This window comes from Stenotrophomonas cyclobalanopsidis (assembly GCF_008710035.1).
Taxonomy (GTDB): Bacteria; Pseudomonadota; Gammaproteobacteria; order Xanthomonadales; family Xanthomonadaceae; genus Stenotrophomonas; species Stenotrophomonas cyclobalanopsidis.
Genome location: NZ_VYKI01000012.1, coordinates 29,100 through 49,636, shown reverse-complemented (window position 1 = coordinate 49,636; position 20,537 = coordinate 29,100). Strand labels below are relative to the sequence as shown.

Genomic DNA, 20,537 nt, shown 5'->3' with positions numbered 1-20,537 from the left:
GCGTTCTCCCCAGATACGCGTGGATGTGAAGTCAGTTGATGCCCGAGCCGATCCGCGACGGCTGGAAGCCATCCTTGCAGAACCAGCCCTGGCAGTTCAGCCAGATCAGGAACGCACGGCCGCGCAGGTTTTCTTCCGGCAGCAGGCCCCAGAAACGGCCGTCATCGCTGTTGTCGCGATTGTCGCCCATCACCAGGTATTTGCCAGCCGGCACGGTCCACTGGCCCTGGCCGCGAGGATAGTCGGTCTCCAGCACGGTGTGGGTGCGGCCCGGCAGGTGCTCGACCAGCAGGTTGGCGCCCTCGCCCTGGCCCTTGTCGCCGGCGTAGATGCCCTTGTTGTCGTACTTCAGCGGCTCGCCATTGAGGATGACGCCGTCGCCTTCGAAGACCACGGTGTCGCCCGGCACGCCGATGACGCGCTTGATGAAGTTCTCGCCCTTGGCCGGATCGTTGTCGCCGTGGCCCGGGAAGTGGAACACCACCACATCGCCGCGCGAGGGTTCGCCGAAAGGCACGAACTTGGTGTTGGTGATCGGCAGGCGCAGGCCGTAGGAGAACTTGTTGACCAGGATGAAATCGCCGATCAGCAGGTTCGGCATCATCGAGCTGGACGGGATCTTGTACGGCTCGGCAATGAAGCTGCGCACGATCAGCACCACCACCAGCACCGGGAAGAAGGCGCGTGAGTAGTCCACCAGCACCGGCTCGGTATCCAGCAGGCCGGCGCGCTGGGCGCGGCGCTTGGCCAGGTACAGCTTGTCGGCCAGCAGGATCAGGCCCGAGGCCAGGGTCAGTACGACCAGGAGGATCTCAAACAATTTCATTCAGGGTCCTTTGCAACGTCACCGGACGAACGGCCCCGAAGGGCCGCTGCGGGCTTACTTGTTGTCCATCTGCAGCACGGCCAGGAAGGCTTCCTGCGGGATTTCCACGCGGCCGACCTGCTTCATGCGCTTCTTGCCTTCCTTCTGCTTTTCCAGAAGCTTCTTCTTGCGCGAAACGTCGCCACCATAGCACTTGGCCAGCACGTTCTTGCGCATGGCCTTGACCGTGGTGCGGGCGATGATCTGCGAGCCGACGGCGGCCTGGATGGCCACGTCGAACTGCTGGCGCGGGATCAGGTCCTTCATCTTCTCGCACAGCTCGCGGCCGCGGCGGTCGGCATGGCTGCGGTGCACGATCAGCGACAGGGCGTCGACCTTGTCACCGTTGATCAGCACGTCCACGCGCACGAACGGGCCGGCGTCGAAGCGCACGAAGTGGTAGTCCAGCGAGGCATAGCCACGGCTGACCGACTTCAGCTTGTCGAAGAAGTCCAGCACCACTTCGGCCATCGGCAGCTCGTAGCTGATCTGCACCTGGCTGCCCAGGTAGTTGATGCCGAGCTGGCTGCCGCGCTTTTCCTCGCACAGCTTGATGATGTTGCCGATGTACTCCTCGGGGGTGAGCACGTTGGCGCGGATGATCGGCTCGCGGATCTCCTCGACATGGTTGACCGGCGGCAGCTTGGCCGGGTTGTCCATGTTGACGATGGTGCCGTCGGTCTTAAGGACTTCATAGATCACCGTCGGCGCGGTGCTGATCAGGTCCAGGTTGTATTCGCGTTCCAGGCGCTCCTGCACGATTTCCATGTGCAGCATGCCGAGGAAGCCGCAGCGGAAGCCGAAGCCCATCGCCTCGGAGCTTTCCGGCTCGAAGCGCAGCGCCGCGTCGTTGAGGCGCAGCTTGTCCAGCGCCTCGCGCAGGTCCGGGTAGTCCTCGGCGTCGACCGGGAACAGGCCGGCGAACACGCGCGGCTGCATTTCCTGGAAGCCCGGCAGCGGCTTCGGCGCCGGATCGGCGGCCAGGGTCAGCGTATCGCCGACCGGCGCACCATGGACATCCTTGATGCTGGCGGTGACCCAGCCCACTTCACCGGCACGCAGCGCCGGCAGCACCTTGCGCTTGGGCGTGAACACGCCGACGTTGTCGACCTGGTGGGTACGGCCGGTGGACATGACCTGCAGCTTGTCGCCGGCCTTGATCTGGCCCTGCATGACGCGCACCAGCGAGACCACGCCCAGGTAGTTGTCGAACCAGGAGTCGATGATCAGCGCCTGCAGCTTGTCGGTATCGCGCGGCACCGGGGCCGGAATGCGATGCACGATGGCTTCCAGCACGTCCTGCACGTTCAGGCCGGTCTTGGCGCTGACCGGCACGGCGTCGGCGGCGTCGATGCCGATGACGGCCTCGATCTCGGCCTTGGCGCGCTCGATGTCGGCGGTGGGCAGGTCGATCTTGTTGATCACCGGCACCACTTCCAGGCCCTGCTCGACGGCGGTGTAGCAGTTGGCCACCGACTGCGCTTCCACGCCCTGGGCGGCATCGACCACCAGCAGCGCGCCTTCGCAGGCGGCCAGCGAACGGCTGACTTCATAGGAGAAGTCGACGTGGCCGGGGGTGTCGATGAAGTTCAGGTGGTAGGTCTGGCCGTCCTTCGCGACATACGGCAGCGAGACCGACTGGGCCTTGATGGTGATGCCACGCTCGCGCTCGATCGGGTTCGAATCGAGCACCTGCGCTTCCATCTCGCGGGCCTGCAGGCCGCCGCAAAGCTGGATGATGCGGTCGGCCAGCGTGGACTTGCCGTGGTCGACGTGGGCAATGATGGAGAAGTTGCGGATGTTCCGCATCGAATCAGAAGACATAGGTGGCGGCGGCGCGCGGCGTCGTCAGGGTAACGGTCGATTATCGCATGCCCGGGGCCCCACCGCGAAAGCGGCCTGATCGCGCAGGGCCCGGAATGACCGAAGCCCCGCCGGGGCGGGGCTTCGGGGCATTGCAAACATCCTCATTCCCATGCACTGACTCAAGTGGCATCAATGCATCGCGGCCAACCCCGCAACCATCCAAACTGAACAAAGGAGTCGACCATGATGAACAAGGCCATTGCCGTGGCAGCGCTGAGTCTGTCGCTAGCATTGGCATCTGCAAAGGCCAGCAACCCTGCCCTGGACAGCGCCGAACTGATCAAGGTTTGCGATCTGTACCAATGTTGCTTTATCGACAGTAATGGTTATGGAAACTGCGTGGAGAGACACCTGGAAGTCTGAATGAACAATTAACGCATGGGTGCGGCGCCATTCCGCACCCATGCAATTTAAATCACATCACTTGGCAGTCAGGGCGACAAAGCGGCTTGCTCCATTCTGGGGGTTATAGACCAACAAGACGATCGCGTCCCCTGCCTTGGCGCTACTCACCAAACCCGTAAATTGAGAAGCGCTCCTGACCGGAGTTCTGCCTACCTGGGTGATGACCAAGCCCCTGACTAATCCCGCATCCCGAGCCACTTCTGCAGCTTGAGTGATGCGTACACCGCCGGACTTGAGGCCCAGTTGCTTCTGGGTTGGAGCGTCAATGTCTTCGACCGATAATCCCAGCCTATCTGCCACCCCAGGCTGCCGATCTGCATTACCATCACCCCGAGCATTGCCTCCTTCTGCCTGAGAAGACTCGGCACCGACCACCACCTTCAGGCTGCGCTGCTTTCCATCACGCAGGACATCCAGCACCACAGACGACCCGGGAGCCATGACGCCAATCATGGGCGGAACCTGCGAAGCATCCCGGATTTGAACATTGTTGACCGAGCGAATCACATCCATTGGCTGCAGACCAGCGTTGGCGCTGGGACTCCCGGGCACGACTTCATTGACCAGCGCGCCCTGGGTATCGGACATGCCCAAGCCCTTCGCCATGGTGGCGTCAATCGGACGAGGATCCAGCGCGACCCCGATCTGGCCACGGGTGACCTTGCCGCTCTTCTTGATCTGCTCGACCGCGCTCATCGCCAGGTCGATCGGGATCGCGAAGCTGATGCCCATGTAGCCGCCGGAGGCGGAGAATATCTGCGAGTTGATGCCGACCACTTCACCGCGGGTGTTCAGCAGCGGGCCACCGGAGTTGCCCTGGTTGATCGCCACGTCGGTCTGGATGAAGGGCACATAGCGCTGGTCCGGACCGCCGGTGCTGCGGCCGACGGCGCTGACCACGCCGGCGGTGACCGAATGGTCGAGGCCGAACGGCGAGCCGATCGCGACAACCCACTGGCCCGGCTTGAGGGTGTTGGAATCGCCCACGCGCACGGTCGGCAGGTTCCTGCCGTCGATCTTCAGCAGGGCCACGTCGTACTGCTGGTCGCTGCCGACCACCTTGGCGGTGAACTCGCGGCTGTCGCCCAGCTTCACCTTCACGTCGCTGGCGTCGGCCACCACGTGGTAGTTGGTCAGCACGTAGCCGTCGGGCGAGATGATGAAGCCCGAGCCCATGCCCCGGCCCTTGATGCTGGGGCCGCCGTCCTGGCCACCCTGGCCCTGCCCCGGCATCGGGAAATCAGGGCCGAAGAAGCGGCGGAAGAACTCCGGCATGTCGTCGTCGCCCATCGGGCCGCGCGAGGCCTGGCGGTTGTTGCGCACGATGGTGACGTCGACGTTGACCACGCCGGGGCCGACCTGTTCGACCAGGTTCGTGAAATCAGGCAGGCCGCTGACCAGCGGCTGTGCCGGGGCACGCGGCGCGGCGGCGACGGCCGGGGCCGCCTGCGGTGCGGCCGGCGCGGCGGGCTGGGCACAGGCCACCAGCGGCAGGGTCAGGGCGAGCAGGCCCATGGCCTGCGTGCGGAGTCGGTGAGTCATCGGACGGCAACCTCCGGATCGGATGGAGAGGGGGGAAGGAGGGCCCCGCCAGTGGCGGGGCATGGGCCCGCACGCGTCAGTCGCGCGGGCGCTGCGGCGCTGGCAGTTCTTCCTGCAGGCGCGGTTCGAACGGGTAGAACGCGGCGCCACCGGACGAGGTCGGGAAGCTGGCGTTGAGCGCGCCGCCCCCGGCCGGGGCCAGGCTGGACTTCGGCCACGGCCGGGCCTGCAGGCTGCCGACATCGCCGAAGGGCAGGTGGCGGGTGCTGCTGGCCGGCACGCTGGGGCTCAGCGCCGGCTGCGCGGCGGCCACCGCACGCTGCGGCGCGTCGTCCCGCTGGGCCACGCGCGCGGCCTGCTGGCTGCGGGTAGCGCTGGCGCGGCGAGCGTCCTGGCGGCGGCTGGCGGCCATCGCCACGGTGGGGGCAGCGACCACGGCCATCGCAGCGGAGTCGGCCGAGGCTTCGGTGACCGCGGCCTGGTCGGGCGCAGGAGCCAGTTCGGCCTCGCTGGCCACCACCTGCGGCGGCTGGGCTTCGGCAGGGCCGGCATCCCTCAGTTTCTCGCCGCCCATGAACAGGGCCACGGCAGCCACAGAGGCGGCCAGTGCGGCACCGCCACCCCATGCACGCCAACCGGTGCGGCGCACCTGGCGGCGCGGCTCGGCCTGCGGCGCCGGCTCGGCGGCGATGGCAGCAGCCACGGCGGCACTGAACCCCGGCGGGGCCAGCAGCGACGCCTGGCCACGCATGACGTCACCGATCAGCTGCCAGCGTTCCTGGCTGCCGGACAGTTCCGGGTCGTGCTCCATGCGGCGCAGCAGGAAGCGCGCCTCATCGGCACCAAGCTCGCCATCGACCAGGGCCGACAGCTGTTCGCGGTGGCGCTGGTCCAGGCGCTGCCCGGCGGGGGATTGGTGGTTCTGCGATTCGTTCAACGGACTGTGGGTCATACGCGGCTCTTCTCGCGGGTGGCGCTGCCGATGTCCAGCAGCGGCCGGAGTTCAGTGTCGATCGCCTCGCGCGCCCGGAAGATCCGGGACCGCACGGTGCCGATCGGGCACCCCATCTTCTGCGCGATTTCCTCGTAACTCAGGCCTTCCACCTCGCGCAGGGTGATCGCCGACCGGAGTTCTTCCGGCAGCGCGTTGACGGCCTTCATCACCGTCTGTTCCAGCTCCTGGCGCATCAACTCGCGTTCGGGCGTGTCGGTGTCGCGCAGGCGTGTCCCGGTATCGAACTGCTCGGCATCGCCGATGTCGATGTCATCGGTCGGCGGGCGGCGGTTGTGTGAAGCCAGGTAGTTTTTGGCAGTGTTCACGGCGATCCGATGCAACCAGGTGGAGAACTGGGCATCACCGCGGAAACTTCCGATCGCGCGGTAGGCGCGGATGAAAGTGTCCTGGGCGACGTCCTGACATTCGCTCCAGTCGGCGATGTAGCGACCGACCAGACCGACGACCCGGTGCTGGTACTTGCGTACCAGGACATCGAAGGCCGCGCTCTCGCCGCGCTGCACGCGCCGGACCAGTTCCAGATCCAGCTCCTGTGGTGTTTCAACATCGGCCATGAGGGGCCGCACTCCTGTCAGCCCAACCGACGTCGGGCAATGAGACTGCCAATCCCGGGAAAAGTTCAGCCGCCGATCACCTGGCGCCGCACCAGCTTTTAACCACCGTTCCGCTAACGTCCCGGTCCGGGGCCATGGATCCGGGGTCGCCACTCCCCAGCTATAGGGATTTGACGCGGGGGAAACAACCTCTGGATCATAGCCGCTTCTCCATACACAACCGGATGGAACGTTCATGCTCTCAGGCTTCGATGGTCTCCGCTTCAGCCACTGGCACCCCGAGATCCGCGATGACGGCGTGGTCGTGCTGTCCTTGGATCGCCAGGACAGCAGTGTCAACGCGATGTCGCAGGACGTGCTGCTGGAGCTGGGCGACCTGCTCGAGCGCATCGCCCTGGACCCGCCCAAGGGCGTGGTCATCCAGTCGCTGAAGAAAGCCGGCTTCATCGCCGGGGCGGACCTGAAGGAGTTCCAGGAGTTCGACCGCCGCGGCACCGTGAACGACGCGATCCGCCGCGGCCAGTCCACCTACCAGAAGCTGGCCGAGCTGCCCTGCCCCACCGTGGCGGCCATCCACGGCCACTGCCTGGGCGGCGGCACCGAGCTGGCCCTGGCCTGCCGCTACCGCGTGGCCTCCAATGACAGCAGCACCCGCATCGGCCTGCCGGAGACCCAGCTGGGCATTTTCCCGGGCTGGGGCGGCAGCGCGCGCCTGCCGCAGCTGGTGGGCGCGCCCGCGGCCATGGACATGATGCTGACCGGCCGCACCCTGTCAGCCTCGGCCGCCCGCGGCATCGGCCTGGTCGACAAGGTGGTGGCCCCGGCGGTGGTGCTCGATACCGCCGTGGCCCTGGCCTTGTCCGGCACCACCCGCCCGTTCAAGCAGCGCGCGACCGCCTGGGCGACCAACACCTGGCTGGCGCGCAAGCTGCTGGCCCCGCAGATGGTCAAGCAGGTCGCACGCAAGGCGAAGAAGGACCATTATCCGGCGCCGTACGCGCTGATCAGCACCTGGCAGCGTACCGCCGGCAAGCCGGTGCAGGCGCGCCTGGACGCCGAGCGCCGCGCGGTGGTGAAGCTGGCCAGCACGCCGACCGCGCGCAACCTGATCCGCATCTTTTTCCTGACCGAACGCCTGAAGGGCCTGGGCGGCGGCGATTCCGGCATCCGCCACGTGCACGTGGTCGGCGCCGGCGTGATGGGCGGCGACATTGCCGCCTGGGCTGCCTACAAGGGCTTCGAGGTGACGCTGCAGGACCGTGAGCAGCGCTTCATCGACCCGGCCATGGAACGCGCGCAGGCCCTGTTCGCCAAGAAGGTGCGCGAGGAGAGCAAGCGCCCGGCGGTGGCCGCGCGCCTGCGTGCGGACCTGGAAGGCAACGGCGTGGCCGAGGCCGACCTGGTCATCGAAGCCATCGTCGAGAACCCGGAGGCCAAGCGTGCGCTGTACCAGACGCTGGAACCGAAGATGAAGCTGGACGCGCTGCTGACCACCAACACCTCGTCGATTCCGCTGGTGGAACTGCGCGACCACATCCAGCGCCCGGCCCAGTTCGCCGGCCTGCACTACTTCAACCCGGTGGCACAGATGCCGCTGGTGGAAATCATCCACCACGACGGCATGGCGCCGGAGACCGAACGCCGCCTGGCCGCATTCTGCAAGGCGCTGGGCAAGTTCCCGGTGCCGGTGGCCGGCAGCCCGGGCTTCCTGGTCAACCGCGTGCTGTTCCCGTACATGCTGGAAGCGGCCACCGCGTATGCCGAAGGCATTCCGGGCCCGGTGATCGACAAGGCGGCGGTGAAGTTCGGCATGCCGATGGGCCCGATCGAACTGATCGACACGGTGGGCCTGGACGTGGCCGCCGGCGTGGGCAAGGAGCTGGCACCGTTCCTGGGCCTGCAGGTGCCCGAAGCGCTGGCAACGGTGGACCCTGCCAAGCGCGGCAAGAAGGATGGCCAGGGCATCTACACCTGGGAAAACGGCCGGGCGAAGAAGCCGGACGTGGCCGGCGGCTACCAGGCCCCGGCGGACCTGGAAGACCGCCTGATCCTGCCGCTGCTGAACGAAGCGGTGGCCTGCCTGCACGAAGGCGTGGTGGCCGATGCGGACCTGCTGGATGCGGGCGTGATCTTCGGTACGGGCTTTGCCCCGTTCCGTGGTGGTCCGATCCAGCACATCCGTGCGGTGGGCGCCGATGCGATCGTAGAGCGGCTGAAGGCGCTGCAGCAGCGCCACGGCGACCGTTTCGCCCCGCGACCGGGCTGGGACAACCCCGTCCTGCGCGAACCGGTGGTGTGAATGTGTCGGCCGGGCCTGCGGCCCGGCACCCGCCGCCCCGTAGAGTCGAGCTTGCTCGACTGCTCCTGAAGCCGGAGCAACAGCCGGCTCTGGCTTTTCTGTTTGTTGGGCGGGGCGGTGTGGGCGGGTAACCCCGCTGCGGTAGGTGTCGACCTTGGTCGACACGCTTGGTCCACGCCTGCGTGGATGCGAGCGAAGCGACCGGCGTTTGATGTTGATTTTCCTTTTTCTTTTCCGTGGCTGACGCGCCCGGAAACTGTCGGGGGCCGGGCGGGTGGGTTGCGCAGGGGCGTGAGCCGCATGGATGCGGCGACCGAGCTTACACGGACGTACTTGCAGCGTCCCCTGCGCAGCCCACCCGTCCGGCAAACCTCAGCGCCAGTCGACTAACAGTCGACTCTACCGATCGACCAGCCACGAGGGGCTGCGCCGTTGGCACGCCTGCGTGGATGCGAGCGAAGCCACCGGCGTTTGATGTTGATTTTCCTTTTTCTCTTCCGTGGCTGACGCGCCCGGCAAACCTCAGCGCCAGTCGACTAACAGTCGACTCTACCGATCGACCAGCCACGAGGGGCTGCGCCGTTGGCCGGAACCCAGTCGAGCAAGCTCGACGCTACGGAACAGCCTGTTACCCGCATGGGGCATGTGCCCGCCACGACCGCATGCCATGCTGGCGCCCTTGATCCCTGCCAGCGAGAACGCCCGCATGACCACCATCATCGCCCCGCGCGTCCACGACATCGGCGGCCTGGAAGTGCGCCGCGCGGTGCCCACCCTGCAGGCCCGCAGCATCGGCTCGTTCGTGTTCGTCGACCAGATGGGCCCGGCCATCATGCACCCCGGCACTGCCATCGACGTGCGCCCGCACCCGCATATCGGCCTGGCCACCGTCACCTACCTGTGGTCCGGCGCCATCGGCCACCGCGATACGCTGGGCTCGGACCAGGTCATCCGCCCCGGCGACGTGAACTGGATGACTGCCGGCCGCGGCATCGCCCATTCCGAGCGCACCCCGCCGCCGGACCGCAGCCACGACAACCCGATCCACGGCATGCAGACCTGGGTCGCGCTGCCGAAGTCGCACGAGGAGATCGAGCCGGCGTTCTACCACCATGCCGCCGCCACCCTGCCCGAGCAGCGCCGCAACGGCGCGTGGCTGCGTGTGATCGCCGGCCGCGCCTATGGCGAGGAATCGCCGGTGAAGGTGTTCGCCGATACGCTGAACGTGGCCATCGACCTCGACCCGGATGCGGAGATCGATATCGACAACGGCCATCGCGAACGCGCGTTGTACATCCTCGAGGGCCAGGCCCAGCTGGATGGCGTGGACATCCCGGCCCAGCACCTGGTCATTCCCGAAGCCGGCGCCGTTGGCCGCCTGCGCGCGAAGACGCCGGTGAAGGCGATGCTGTTCGGTGGCGAGCCGCTCGATGGCCCGCGTCACCTGTGGTGGAACTTCGTGTCCAGTTCCAAGGAGCGCATCGAACAGGCCAAGCACGATTGGGAGGCCGGCCGCTTCGGTACCATCCCCGGCGACGACAAGGAATTCATTCCGCTGCCGCAGTAGAACCGCAGTCGACCAACGGTCGACTCTACCCAACGTGATGGTTACGGTTGTAACCGGAATTTGTGCGGCCGCTCACATTCCGTTAAGGTCAGGATGACCGTCCGTACAGCTGCGGACGGCTTGGCATCCGGGGATGGGATGCCACCGCCACCGGCGCGCCGGTGGAGCCTTACGACACGCCACCTTGGGGGATGCATGAAGTTCGCGCCTGTTGTGTTGTCGAGCCTGTTGTTTGCCGCGGCCCAGGCCGCCGCACAGGCTCCGGTCGAGTGTCCGTCGCTGCCCGCCAGCAGCGGCCTGCAATGGCAGGAGCAGGCACAAGCTGATTTCGTGGTGTGCCGTGCGGCCACCGCCGATGGCCGCGAAGTGCTGAGCCTGATGCTCAGCCAGCGCGATCCGGGCATTCCGCTCAGTCGTTCGCTGCGCCAGGAAAAGGGCAGCTTCGGCGGTGAATCGATGTACTGGTACCAGCCCGATCTGGGCGGCCAGCAACCGCCGGGCTATGCCGAGCGGCGCATCAGCGTGATCAAGCTGGACAAGGGCCGCTATGCGCAGATCGCGCTGTACCCGGGCAGCACCCAGGAACTGGGCAGCCTGCAGCAGCTGGCGCAGGGCATGAGCCTGACCCCGTCGGCCGTGGCCGACGGACGCTGAGCGGGCACGGGGATGACTGCCTGGCAGCATTCCCGCACTTCAACATTGCTCGGTAGCGCCGGGCCATGCCCGGCGAACGGGCGCTTGCGCGCGGCGCTGGGAAAGCCGCCGGGCCTGGCCCGGCGCTACCCCTCAGAAGCGGCCTTCCTGGAAATCGACGAAGGCCTGCATCAGTTCCTGCCGGGTGTTCATCACGAACGGACCATGGCGCATGACCGGCTCGCGCAGCGGGCGACCCGCCACCAGGATCAACCGCGCGCCTTCGCGTCCGGCCGACAGGTGCAGCTGCTCGCCGCCGCCCAGCACCGCCAGCTCCTGGCGCGCCACGTCACGCGCGGCGTCCTGCTCACCCACCGTCACCCCGCCCTCGAACACGTAGGCGAAGGCGTTGTGCCCTTCCGGCAGCGTGTAGGTCCAGGCGCGGCCGGCGTCCAGGCTGATGTCCAGATACACCGGATCGGTTGCGGGCTGGGCGATCGGGCCGACCGTGCCATCGACGGTACCGGCGATCACCTTCACCTGCACACCCTCGGCCGGCTGCACCACCGGAATGCGCTCGGGCGCGAACTCCTGGTACTTCGGATCGGTCATCTTGTCGCGCGCCGGCAGGTTCACCCACAGCTGGAAACCGCGCATCTGCCCGCTTTCCTGTTCCGGCATCTCCGAATGGACCAGGCCGCGGCCAGCGGTCATCCACTGCACGCTGCCCGGGGTCAGCAGGCCTTCGTTGCCGTGGTTGTCGCGGTGGCGCATGCGCCCGTCCAGCATATAGGTGACGGTCTCGAAGCCCCGGTGCGGGTGCTCCGGGAAGCCGGCGATGTAGTCCTCGGCACGGTCGGTACCGAATTCGTCCAGCAGCAGGAACGGATCGAGGTCGGGCAGCGACGGGCCGCCGATGACACGGGTCAGCCGCACGCCGGCGCCGTCGGAGGTGGGCATGCCACGGATGGTGCGCTGCACGCGGACCGGTTCGGGAAGGCTCATGGCGACTCCTGTTGGATGGATGCCAGTGAAGATGGACGCCGCGGGCCGCAACGCCAATGGGCGGCGCCGCAACCGATTGTTCCATTGCTGGTGTTCGCCGTGCGTCATGTCCGCCCCGCGGCGGTGCCTGCGTTGTGTTCGACCAAAGTACTACCGCAGAAAGGTTCCGTAGCGATTGACCGTGCACAGGTCACGCGGGACCCTTTGAACATCTTTCCGGGAGAGAGCACCTCATGAAAGGGTTTTCCAAAATAGGCTGGGCGGCCCTCGCCCTGCTCGGCGCGTTCTGTCTGGGCACTGTGGCCCTGCGCCGCGGCGAACACATCAACGCATTGTGGATCGTGGTCGCTGCGGTATCGCTGTACCTGGTGGCCTACCGCTTCTACAGCCTGTTCATCGCCGACAAGGTGATGCAGCTCGATCCGACCCGGGCGACCCCCGCGGTGATCAACAACGATGGCCTGGACTACGTCCCGACCAACAAGCACGTGCTGTTCGGCCACCACTTCGCCGCCATCGCCGGCGCAGGCCCTCTGGTCGGCCCGGTGCTGGCCGCGCAGATGGGCTACCTGCCCGGCCTGCTGTGGCTGGTGGTGGGCGTGGTGCTCGCCGGCGCGGTGCAGGACTTCATGGTCCTGTTCCTGTCCAGCCGCCGCAACGGCCGTTCGCTGGGCGACCTGGTGCGAGAGGAAATGGGCCAGGTGCCCGGCACCATCGCCCTGTTCGGCGCCTTCCTGATCATGATCATCATCCTGGCGGTGCTGGCGATGGTGGTGGTCAAGGCGCTGGCCGAAAGTCCCTGGGGCATGTTCACGGTGATCGCGACGATGCCCATCGCGATCCTGATGGGCGTGTACATGCGCTACATCCGCCCCGGCAAGATCGGTGAGATCTCGGTGGTCGGGCTGATCCTGCTGCTGGCCGCGATCTGGTTCGGCGGCAAGGTGGCGGCGGACCCGACCTGGGGCCCGGCATTCACCTTCACCGGCACCCAGATCACCTGGATGCTGATCGGCTACGGTTTCGTCGCCTCGGTGCTGCCGGTGTGGCTGCTGCTGGCCCCGCGCGACTACCTGTCGACCTTCCTGAAGATCGGCACGATCATCGCCCTGGCCATCGGCATCCTGGTGGTCATGCCCGAACTGAAGATGCCGGCGCTGACCCAGTTCGCCGCCAGCGGCGACGGCCCGGTGTGGAAGGGCGGCATGTTCCCGTTCCTGTTCATCACCATCGCCTGCGGCGCGGTGTCCGGCTTCCATGCCCTGATCTCCTCGGGCACCACGCCCAAGCTGCTCGCCAATGAATCGCACATGCGCTACATCGGCTACGGCGGCATGCTGATGGAATCGTTCGTGGCAGTGATGGCGCTGGTGGCCGCCTCGATCATCGATCCGGGCATCTACTTCGCGATGAACAGCCCGGCGGCGGTGATCGGTGCCGATGCGGCCTCGGCGGCGCACTTCATCACCAACACCTGGGGCTTCACCATCAGTCCGGAACAGCTGACCGCCACGGCGGCGGCCATCGGTGAACCGACCATCCTGCACCGCGCCGGTGGCGCACCGACGCTGGCGGTGGGTATCGCGCAGATCCTGCACGAGGCGATCCCGAGCAGCAGCGACGCGATGATGGCCTTCTGGTACCACTTCGCGATCCTGTTCGAAGCGCTGTTCATCCTGACCGCGGTCGATGCCGGTACCCGTGCCGGTCGCTTCATGCTGCAGGACCTGCTGGGCAACTTCATCCCGGCGCTGAAGAAGACCGAGTCGTGGACGGCCAACATCATCGGCACCGCCGGCTGCGTGGCGCTGTGGGGCTACCTGCTCTACACCGGCGTGGTCGATCCCTTCGGCGGCATCCAGACACTGTGGCCGCTGTTCGGCATCTCCAACCAGATGCTGGCCGGTATCGCGCTGATGCTTGGCACGGTGGTGCTGTTCAAGATGAAGCGTGACCGCTACGCGTGGGTGACCGCGGTTCCGGCCGTGTGGCTGCTGATCTGCACCACCTATGCCGGCTTCATCAAGATCTTCGACAGCAACCCGGCGCAGGGCTTCCTGGCCCAGGCGCACAAGTATCAGGCGGCGATCGCCAGCGACACGATCACCGCGCCGGCCAAGTCGGTGGCGCAGATGCAGCAGATCGTGGTCAATGCCTACGTCAACACCAGCCTGACCGCGCTGTTCCTGCTGGTGGTGGGTGCGGTGCTGGTGTACTCGATCAAGACCATCCTGGCGGCCCGCCGCAATCCGCAGCGCAGTGACCGCGAGACCCCGTACGTGGCGCTGAAGCCGCACGAAATGGTGGATCTGTAATGAGCACGCAACTGGTTCCCGTCGGCCAGTACCAGACGCACCGCCGCATCTGGCGGCGCCTGGTGCAGACCGCACGGCTGTGCTGTGGGATTCCTGATTACGACAACTACGTCCGGCACATGCTGGAGAAGCATCCGGATCAGGAACCGATGGACTACAAGACGTTCTTCCGCGAGAGGCAGGAAGCGCGCTACGGCGGTCGCAACGGCGGTCGCTGCTGCTGAGGTGTTTGGATTCGATACCTTCAGTAGATCCACGCCATGCGTGGATTAGACCTTCCAGCTGTCGAATTTGAGTCCAGGGTCATATCCGTTTTCCAAAGGGAAGCGGATGTGACCCCGTTTTACTTATCGCTACCTGACAGATTTCATCCACGCATGGCGTGGATCTACTGGCCGCCAGCCAACTGTCGAAGACGGATGCGTCCGGTTCCGGGGACGTGAGCGCCATGGATGGCCGGCGAGCGGCCGGCACCACGGCGGATGCCAGGCGCCCCCGGCCGAATTACTCAGCCGTTGGCCATCCACTTCAGGATCAAGCCGGTGACATACGCCAGGCCGGTACCGGTGGCGTAGCCCACCGTGCCCAGCAGCACGCCCACCGGTGCCAGCGAAGGATGGAACGCCGCCGCCACCACCGGGGCCGATGCCGCCGCACCGATGTTGCCCTGCGAGCCGATGGCGAAGAAGAACAGCGGCGCACGCAGCAGCTTGGCCACCACCCACAGCACGAGCACGTGCGTTGCCATCCAGATCGCGCCCAGCAGGAACAGCCATGGCCGGTCCAGAAGCGACAGCAGATTCATCTGCATGCCGATGCAGGCGATCAGGAAATACAGGAACACCGTGCCCAGTCGCGAGGCGCCGGCGGCTTCCAGGCGGCGCGCGCGGGTGAAGCTCAGGCCCAGGCCCATCGCGGTGGACAGCAGGATGACCCACACGAACTGGCTGTCCAGGCTGAACTGGCTGGCCCAGCTGACGTTGGCCTTGAACCAGCCCGCCAGCGGCGCCGCGATCGCATGGGCCAGGCCGACGCCGCCCAGCGCCACTCCGACGATGATCATCAGGTCGGTCATGCTGGGAATACGGGCGTTCTGCGCGTCGTAGGCGCTGATGCGCGCCTTCATTTCATCGATGGCGCGGGTATCGGCGCCATTGCGGGTATCGATCTGCTGCGCACGGTTGGCCAGGAACAGCAGGATGGCCATCCACAGGCTGGCGCAGGCCACGTCGACCACCGCGAACTGGCCGAAGGTGGTGGCATCGACGCCGAACACTTCGCGCATGGCCACCATGTTGGCGCCCCCACCAATCCAGCTTCCAGCCAGTGCGGCCATGCCGGCCCAGGTATCACCGGCCACCGTTTCCGGATGGATCAGCTTCATGGTCTGGAAGGAGACGATGGCGCCGAGCACGATGCCGGCGGTACCGGCGCAGAACACCACGAGCAGCTTCGGGCCGAGCTTGGCGATGCCCTTCAGGTCGATCGACAGGGTCAGCAGGACCAGCGCGGCCGGCAGCAGCACGTCGCGGGCCACCGGGTTGTACAGCGCAGTGTTGTGGCCATCGATGACACCGGCGGTGTTGTAGATGGCGGGGATGAAGTAGCACAGCAGCAGGGCCGGCACCCAGGCGAAGATCTTCTTCAGCAGCGGGGTCGGGCCACTGGCCGCCCAGAAGATCAGGGCAAGGGTGGCGGCAATCAGGCCTAGGCCCACGATGTCGTTGCTGATCAGGGCAGTAGCGGGTTCGGTCGGCATGGGATCCTCTGTCGATCGAAAGAGCGGAAAAAAAACGCCGCAGGATGCGGCGCTGCCCCGAGGTTAACATCGCCTTCACGCCGGGTCATGCTGCGCTGCTTGCCGCGGCTCCACGACCTGCGCAGAATTGCCCATCGCCAACCGCGCATCGCCATCGGCACATCGCCATCGGAGCAGGTCATGCACAACTGGGTGCTTTCTCGGTCAGCCTGTCAGTGAAGGACCTGGCGGTCTCGCGCGGGTTCTACGAAGCGCTGGGCTTCGTGGTGACCGGCGGTGATGCCGCACGCAACTGGCTGGTGCTGCGCAATGGCGGCATCGTCATCGGCCTGTTCCAGGGCATGTTCGAAGGCAACCTGCTGACCTTCAATCCGGGCTGGGACCAGTTCCGGCAGGAGCTTGGCGAGTTCCAGGATGTGCGCGAACTGCAGGACGCGCTGGATGCACAGGGCATCGAGCTGACCGCGCGCACGGATCCGGACGGACAGGGCACGGGGTATCTGCAGCTGGCCGATCCCGACGGCAACGTGATCCTGATCGACCAGCATGTGGAGCGCCCGAAGGGACGGTGATTGATTTGGCTGGCGTCGATCGGAGCGCGCCGGCAATTGCTCTGGTAGGCGTCGACCTTGGTCGACGGCAAGCGTGCCAACCAAGGTTGGCATCTACCAGGGCTGCAGGGTGCCAACCAAGGTTGGCATCTACCAGGGCTGCAGGGTGCCAACCAAGGTTGGCATCTACCAGGGCTGCAGGGTGCCAACCAAGGTTGGCATCCACCAGGGCGGTCGGTCAGCTGGGACGCGACGCGCCGAAGTCAAGGGTGACCAGGGTGCCGCGCGGCTCGACGGGTTGCAGGTGCAGGGTCCAGCGCAGGTGCTCGCACAGGCGGGCGATCAGGTCCAGGCCGATGCCGCCGCGATCCGCACGTTCGCCACGGGCCATGCGCGCGTGGATGGCGGCGATCTCTTCCGGTGCCATGCCATGCCCCGGGTCCTGCAGGGTCAGCACCGCCTGCGGGCTCAGCCGCAGTTCGATGTGGCCCCGCCCGCTGTTCTCGATGGCATTGCGCAGCAGATTGCCGATCGCAGCCTGCACCACCGCCAGCGGCGCGACGATGTCCACCGGTGCGGCCTGGATGCCGATGCTCAGGTCCTTGTCACCCAGCAGGTGGCGATGGTCGTCGACGATCTCCGGCAGCAGCTGGTCCAGCGCGATGCGTTCGGCGCGCGCGGCCAGCCGGGCCGGATCGCGGGCCAGCACCAGCAGCAGCTCGATCAGCTGTTCCACGCCCTGCGCCGTACGCAGCACGCGCTGCATCTGCTGGCGCGCGCGCTCGGGCAGCCCCGGCTGTTCCAGCGCCAGCTCGGCCGCACCGGTCATTACCGCGATCGGCGTGCGCAGCTCATGGCTGGCCGTGCTGATGAACACCCGCTCGCGCTCGACGAACTGCTCGTTGCGGTCCAGGTAATCGTTCAGCGCGTCGGCAATCGTGTGCAGTTCCGAACTGCCACGCGGGTCGACGTCGATGCGCTGGCCCTGCTCGCCGGGCCGCAGTGCGCCGATATGCTGGGCCAGCAGGCTCAGCGGGCGCACCACGCGCTCCATGCCGAACGAGGCCATCAGCACGGTGACGAACACCATGATGATGCCGGCCAGCATCACCCAGCTAGTGGCGAACTGTTCGAGGTCGTGGAAGTCGGAGATGTCCAGGGCCAGGGCGACCCGCCCCATCGCGCCGGTGTCGCGCACCATCACCGCCGTCTCGCGCTCGCCGACCATCACCCCGTCATGCAGGCCCGGATGCAGGTCGCGCAGGGTTTCAGGCATGTTCGCTTCGTCGAAGCGGTACAGGCTGAGAGTGTCCGAATCCTGCCAGTGATACTGCGGCTCGTGCTCGGTGTGCTCGACGATGCTGTCCAGTTCGGAGTTGAGCAACGCGCGCCACGCCGCATGCTCGGCATGTTCGTGCACGTAGTTGCCCACGCTGAACACCGCCAGCGAGATCAGCGCCAGATAGCCCAGCAGCCAGCCCAGCACACGCCGGTACAGCGGCCCCGGCTTACGCGCTTTCTTCATTGCTTCCATTGCCTGCACTGCCACTGGCCGCCAACCGGTAGCCGACGCGCGGCAGGGTATGGATCAGCTTGTCATTGAAGGGGCCATCCACGCTGCGGCGCAGTTCGTAGACGTGCGAACGCAGCAGGTCGCCATCCGGCGGCTCGTCGCCCCACAGGGCGAACTCCAGCTGCTGGCGGGTGACCGCGCCGGGGCTGGCCCGCATCAGCACTTCCAGCAGCTTGCGGCAGGCCGGGTAGAGATGCAGCGCCCGGCCGCCACGCTGGGCTTCCAGGGTCGCCAGGTCCAGCACCAGGTCGGCCACCTGCAGCCGCCTGCGGGGGTTGCGCCCCTGCGCGCGGGTCAGCAGGGCCTCCAGCCGCACCTCCAGCTCGGGCAGGGCGAAGGGCTTGGTCAGGTAGTCGTCCGCACCGGCGCGGAAGCCGGCAATCTTGTCCGGCAGCTCGTCGCGGGCGGTCAGCATGATCACCGGCACTTCCGAGCCCTGGTCCGTACGCAGGCGGCGCAGCACTTCCGGCCCTTCCATGCGCGGCAGCATCCAGTCCAGGATGACCGCGTCGTAGGGGTGGCTGGCGGCCAGGTGCAGGCCGGTGATGCCGTCGGGGGCCACGTCGAGGACGTGCCCACGCGACTCGAAATAGTCGAACAGGTTGGCCACCAACTGGCGGCTGTCCTCGATCACTAACAGGCGCATGCGCAGAATGTCCACATAAGTTCGTACCATGGTAGCGCTGACCATGTCGGAATGCGGTCGCCCTGCGCACGTCTCCGACGCCTCTCCCACTTCCTGTTTCCGACAATGGCCGTTTCGCTCCCGGAGCCCGCTGTGCCCGTAGCCCTGCCCCGCCGCTGGTTTCTGCCCCTGCTTTGGGTGCTGATGATCGTCTCGTTGGGCGCCGGCATCGGCATGCGCCAGCCGCAGCCGCCGGACGAGCCGCGCTTCGTGCTGGCCGCGCGGGCCATGGTCGACAGCGGGGAATGGCTGCTGCCGCACCGCGGCAACGAGCTCTACGCGGAAAAGCCGCCGGTGTTCATGTGGCTGCAGGCCGTCGCCCACCAGGTGGTCGGCAGTTGGCAGTGGTCGTTCCTGCTGCCCTCGCTGCTGGCGGCCCTGCTCAGCCTGTGGCTGGTCTCGGACCTGGCGCGACGGCTGTGGTCGCCACGGCACTCCCTGTACGCGATGGCGGCGCTGTTCTGCACGCTGCAGTTCGGGCTGATGGCCAAGCGCGCACAGATCGACATGGTGCTGGTGGCGATGACCACTGTGGCCCTGTGGGGCCTGCTGCGCCACCTCGGTGAACGCCGCAACCTGCCGGCGCTGTGGCTGGCCGGCTTCGCCGCCGGGCTGGGCACGGTGACCAAGGGCGTGGGCTTCCTGCCACTGCTGATCGTGCTGCCCTGGTTCGGCTGGTGGCTGTACCAGCGCCGTCGCGGGCAGGCCGTGTCCGTCCCGCACCCGGCCACCCTGCTCTGGCTGCTGCCGGCCTTCCTGCTGGGTACGGCGGTGTGGCTGGCGCCGCTGGGCTGGGCGCTGCTGCACGAGCCCAGCGCATCACTGCAGTCGTATGCCCATGAGCTGCTGTTCAAGCAGACCGGTACCCGCTACACCAACGCCTGGCATCACCGCCAGCCGGCCGGGTACTACCTGCGGGTGATCCTGACGCTGTGGCTGCCCGGCAGCCTGCTTCTGCCGCTGCTCGCCAAGCCCTGGTGGCGCCGCCTGCGCCGCGGCGATCGCCGGCAATGGCTGCTGCTGGGCTGGGCGCTGCTGGTGCTGCTGTTCTTCACTGCCAGCCCTGGCAAGCGCGAGGTCTACGTGCTGCCGATGCTGCCGGCGATGGCGCTGGCCGTGGCCCCGCTGTTGCCGGGCCTGCTGCGCCGCCGGTGCGTGCGCGGCTACCTGTTCGGCTACAGCCTGCTGCTGATGCTCGCCACCGGCACGCTGGGCGTGATGATGATGACCGACAGCCACTGGGCGCAGGCACAGCTGGCACGGCGGGCAATGCCCGATTCGCTGCTGCCGGTGCTGGGCAACGGCCTGTTGGTCTTCGCCATTGCCGTGGCCACGCTGGCGGTGTGGCTGCGCGTGCGCCGTGCGGTCGTGCTGGTCCTGCTCACCCACGGCATGCTGTGGATGCTCTATGGGCTGGTGCTGATGCCGACGCTGGACCCCTACGCCTCCGCCTCGGCGCTGATGCAGCGGGTCGGCAAGCGGATCGGTCCGGATGCCGAGCTGGCCCTGGTGGCCTGGCGCGAACAGAACCTGCTGCAGGCCGACCGGCCGGTACGTGAGTTCGGCTTCAAACGCCCCTGGGCCGAGCAGTGGCACGATGCCGGGCCGTGGCTGGCCGAGGCCCCGGAAAACCGCTGGGTGCTGGTGCTGGACAAGGCCATGAGCCCCTGCGTGGATCCGGCCCAGGTGATCGACATCGGTATCGCCAACCGCAACCGCTGGCAGCTGCTGCCGGGCAGTGCCTGGGACGCCGGCTGCCATGCCGAACGTGCCGGCGCTTCAGAAGAAGAAGACTGAACGCTGGCTCGCGCCGGGGCTGCGTTAACCCGGGGCGAACGGGTGTACGACCCTTCTCCGACATGACGGCGACGAGCATGGCCGCGGATTCCTGCCACGGCCTTTT

The 20,537-nt window shown here is 66.9% G+C and carries 17 protein-coding genes; 8 read left to right on the top strand and 9 right to left on the bottom strand.

What is annotated here, in order from left to right; all coding sequences use genetic code 11:
- Positions 1–31 precede the first annotated feature (31 nt).
- Both lepB and lepA read right to left on the bottom strand, forming a co-directional pair.
- The gene (gene lepB, locus FJU31_RS10990; protein WP_150454781.1) at positions 32–826 is read right to left on the bottom strand and encodes a signal peptidase I; all 795 of its coding nucleotides are present in this window, start codon (positions 824–826) and stop codon (positions 32–34) included.
- Between the two features lie 54 nt (positions 827–880).
- Positions 881–2,674, bottom strand: coding sequence for a translation elongation factor 4 (lepA, locus tag FJU31_RS10985; protein WP_188115490.1), 1,794 nt, complete (start codon positions 2,672–2,674; stop codon positions 881–883).
- A 243-nt stretch (positions 2,675–2,917) separates the two neighbouring features.
- On the opposite strand from lepA, the gene FJU31_RS19295 reads away from it, so the two are divergent.
- Positions 2,918–3,094 carry a hypothetical protein gene (locus FJU31_RS19295; RefSeq protein WP_188115488.1) on the top strand — a complete coding sequence of 59 codons (177 nt, stop codon included), beginning with the start codon at positions 2,918–2,920 and terminating at the stop codon, positions 3,092–3,094.
- 57 nt (positions 3,095–3,151) lie between these two features.
- On the opposite strand, the gene FJU31_RS10980 is transcribed toward FJU31_RS19295, so the two are convergent.
- From FJU31_RS10980 to rpoE, 3 genes are all read right to left on the bottom strand, one after another.
- A complete protein-coding gene (locus tag FJU31_RS10980; protein ID WP_150454779.1) occupies positions 3,152–4,678 on the bottom strand; it encodes a Do family serine endopeptidase in 1,527 nt (508 codons plus the stop codon).
- A 76-nt stretch (positions 4,679–4,754) separates the two neighbouring features.
- A complete protein-coding gene (locus FJU31_RS10975) occupies positions 4,755–5,630 on the bottom strand; it encodes a sigma-E factor negative regulatory protein (protein WP_150454778.1) in 876 nt (291 codons plus the stop codon).
- On the bottom strand, positions 5,627–6,247 hold the full coding sequence (gene rpoE, locus FJU31_RS10970; RefSeq protein WP_079222753.1) for an RNA polymerase sigma factor RpoE: 621 nt from the start codon (positions 6,245–6,247) through the stop codon (positions 5,627–5,629). Before rpoE ends, FJU31_RS10975 begins: the two co-directional genes overlap by 4 nt.
- A 235-nt stretch (positions 6,248–6,482) precedes the next feature.
- On the opposite strand from rpoE, the gene FJU31_RS10965 reads away from it, so the two are divergent.
- The 3 genes from FJU31_RS10965 (at position 6,483) to FJU31_RS10955 (ending at position 10,767) form a co-directional block, all read left to right on the top strand.
- Positions 6,483–8,546: a 3-hydroxyacyl-CoA dehydrogenase NAD-binding domain-containing protein gene (locus tag FJU31_RS10965; RefSeq protein WP_150454777.1), complete on the top strand. Its 2,064-nt coding sequence runs from the start codon at positions 6,483–6,485 to the stop codon at positions 8,544–8,546.
- 706 nt (positions 8,547–9,252) lie between these two features.
- On the top strand, positions 9,253–10,113 hold the full coding sequence (locus FJU31_RS10960; RefSeq protein ID WP_150454776.1) for a pirin family protein: 861 nt from the start codon (positions 9,253–9,255) through the stop codon (positions 10,111–10,113).
- A 195-nt stretch (positions 10,114–10,308) separates the two neighbouring features.
- A complete protein-coding gene (locus tag FJU31_RS10955) occupies positions 10,309–10,767 on the top strand; it encodes a hypothetical protein (RefSeq protein ID WP_116865350.1) in 459 nt (152 codons plus the stop codon).
- Between the two features lie 132 nt (positions 10,768–10,899).
- On the opposite strand, the gene FJU31_RS10950 is transcribed toward FJU31_RS10955, so the two are convergent.
- Positions 10,900–11,751 (bottom strand): pirin family protein, encoded by an 852-nt coding sequence (locus tag FJU31_RS10950; protein ID WP_150454775.1) that lies wholly within the window; start codon positions 11,749–11,751, stop codon positions 10,900–10,902.
- Between the two features lie 233 nt (positions 11,752–11,984).
- Between FJU31_RS10950 and FJU31_RS10940 the strand changes: the two genes are divergently transcribed.
- Together FJU31_RS10940 and FJU31_RS10935 are read left to right on the top strand one after the other, a co-directional pair.
- Entirely contained in the window at positions 11,985–14,066 is a 2,082-nt protein-coding gene (locus tag FJU31_RS10940) for a carbon starvation CstA family protein (protein WP_150454773.1), read from the top strand.
- Positions 14,066–14,290, top strand: coding sequence for a YbdD/YjiX family protein (locus tag FJU31_RS10935; protein WP_108765908.1), 225 nt, complete (start codon positions 14,066–14,068; stop codon positions 14,288–14,290). Before FJU31_RS10940 ends, FJU31_RS10935 begins: the two co-directional genes overlap by 1 nt.
- 284 nt (positions 14,291–14,574) lie before the next feature.
- Here FJU31_RS10935 and FJU31_RS10930 read toward each other — a convergent pair whose 3' ends face one another.
- Positions 14,575–15,825, bottom strand: coding sequence for a DUF819 family protein (locus FJU31_RS10930; RefSeq protein WP_150454772.1), 1,251 nt, complete (start codon positions 15,823–15,825; stop codon positions 14,575–14,577).
- Between the two features lie 215 nt (positions 15,826–16,040).
- Between FJU31_RS10930 and FJU31_RS10925 the strand changes: the two genes are divergently transcribed.
- Positions 16,041–16,397 (top strand): VOC family protein, encoded by a 357-nt coding sequence (locus tag FJU31_RS10925; RefSeq protein WP_246161302.1) that lies wholly within the window; start codon positions 16,041–16,043, stop codon positions 16,395–16,397.
- Between the two features lie 217 nt (positions 16,398–16,614).
- Here FJU31_RS10925 and FJU31_RS10920 read toward each other — a convergent pair whose 3' ends face one another.
- Positions 16,615–17,910 carry a sensor histidine kinase gene (locus FJU31_RS10920; RefSeq protein ID WP_425473694.1) on the bottom strand — a complete coding sequence of 432 codons (1,296 nt, stop codon included), beginning with the start codon at positions 17,908–17,910 and terminating at the stop codon, positions 16,615–16,617.
- Entirely contained in the window at positions 17,885–18,595 is a 711-nt protein-coding gene (locus tag FJU31_RS10915; protein ID WP_150454770.1) for a response regulator transcription factor, read from the bottom strand. Before FJU31_RS10915 ends, FJU31_RS10920 begins: the two co-directional genes overlap by 26 nt.
- Positions 18,596–18,727: 132 nt before the next feature.
- Here FJU31_RS10915 and FJU31_RS10910 point away from each other — a divergent pair, with 132 nt between their 5' ends.
- Positions 18,728–20,431 carry an ArnT family glycosyltransferase gene (locus FJU31_RS10910; protein WP_150454769.1) on the top strand — a complete coding sequence of 568 codons (1,704 nt, stop codon included), beginning with the start codon at positions 18,728–18,730 and terminating at the stop codon, positions 20,429–20,431.
- Positions 20,432–20,537: the final 106 nt, after the last annotated feature.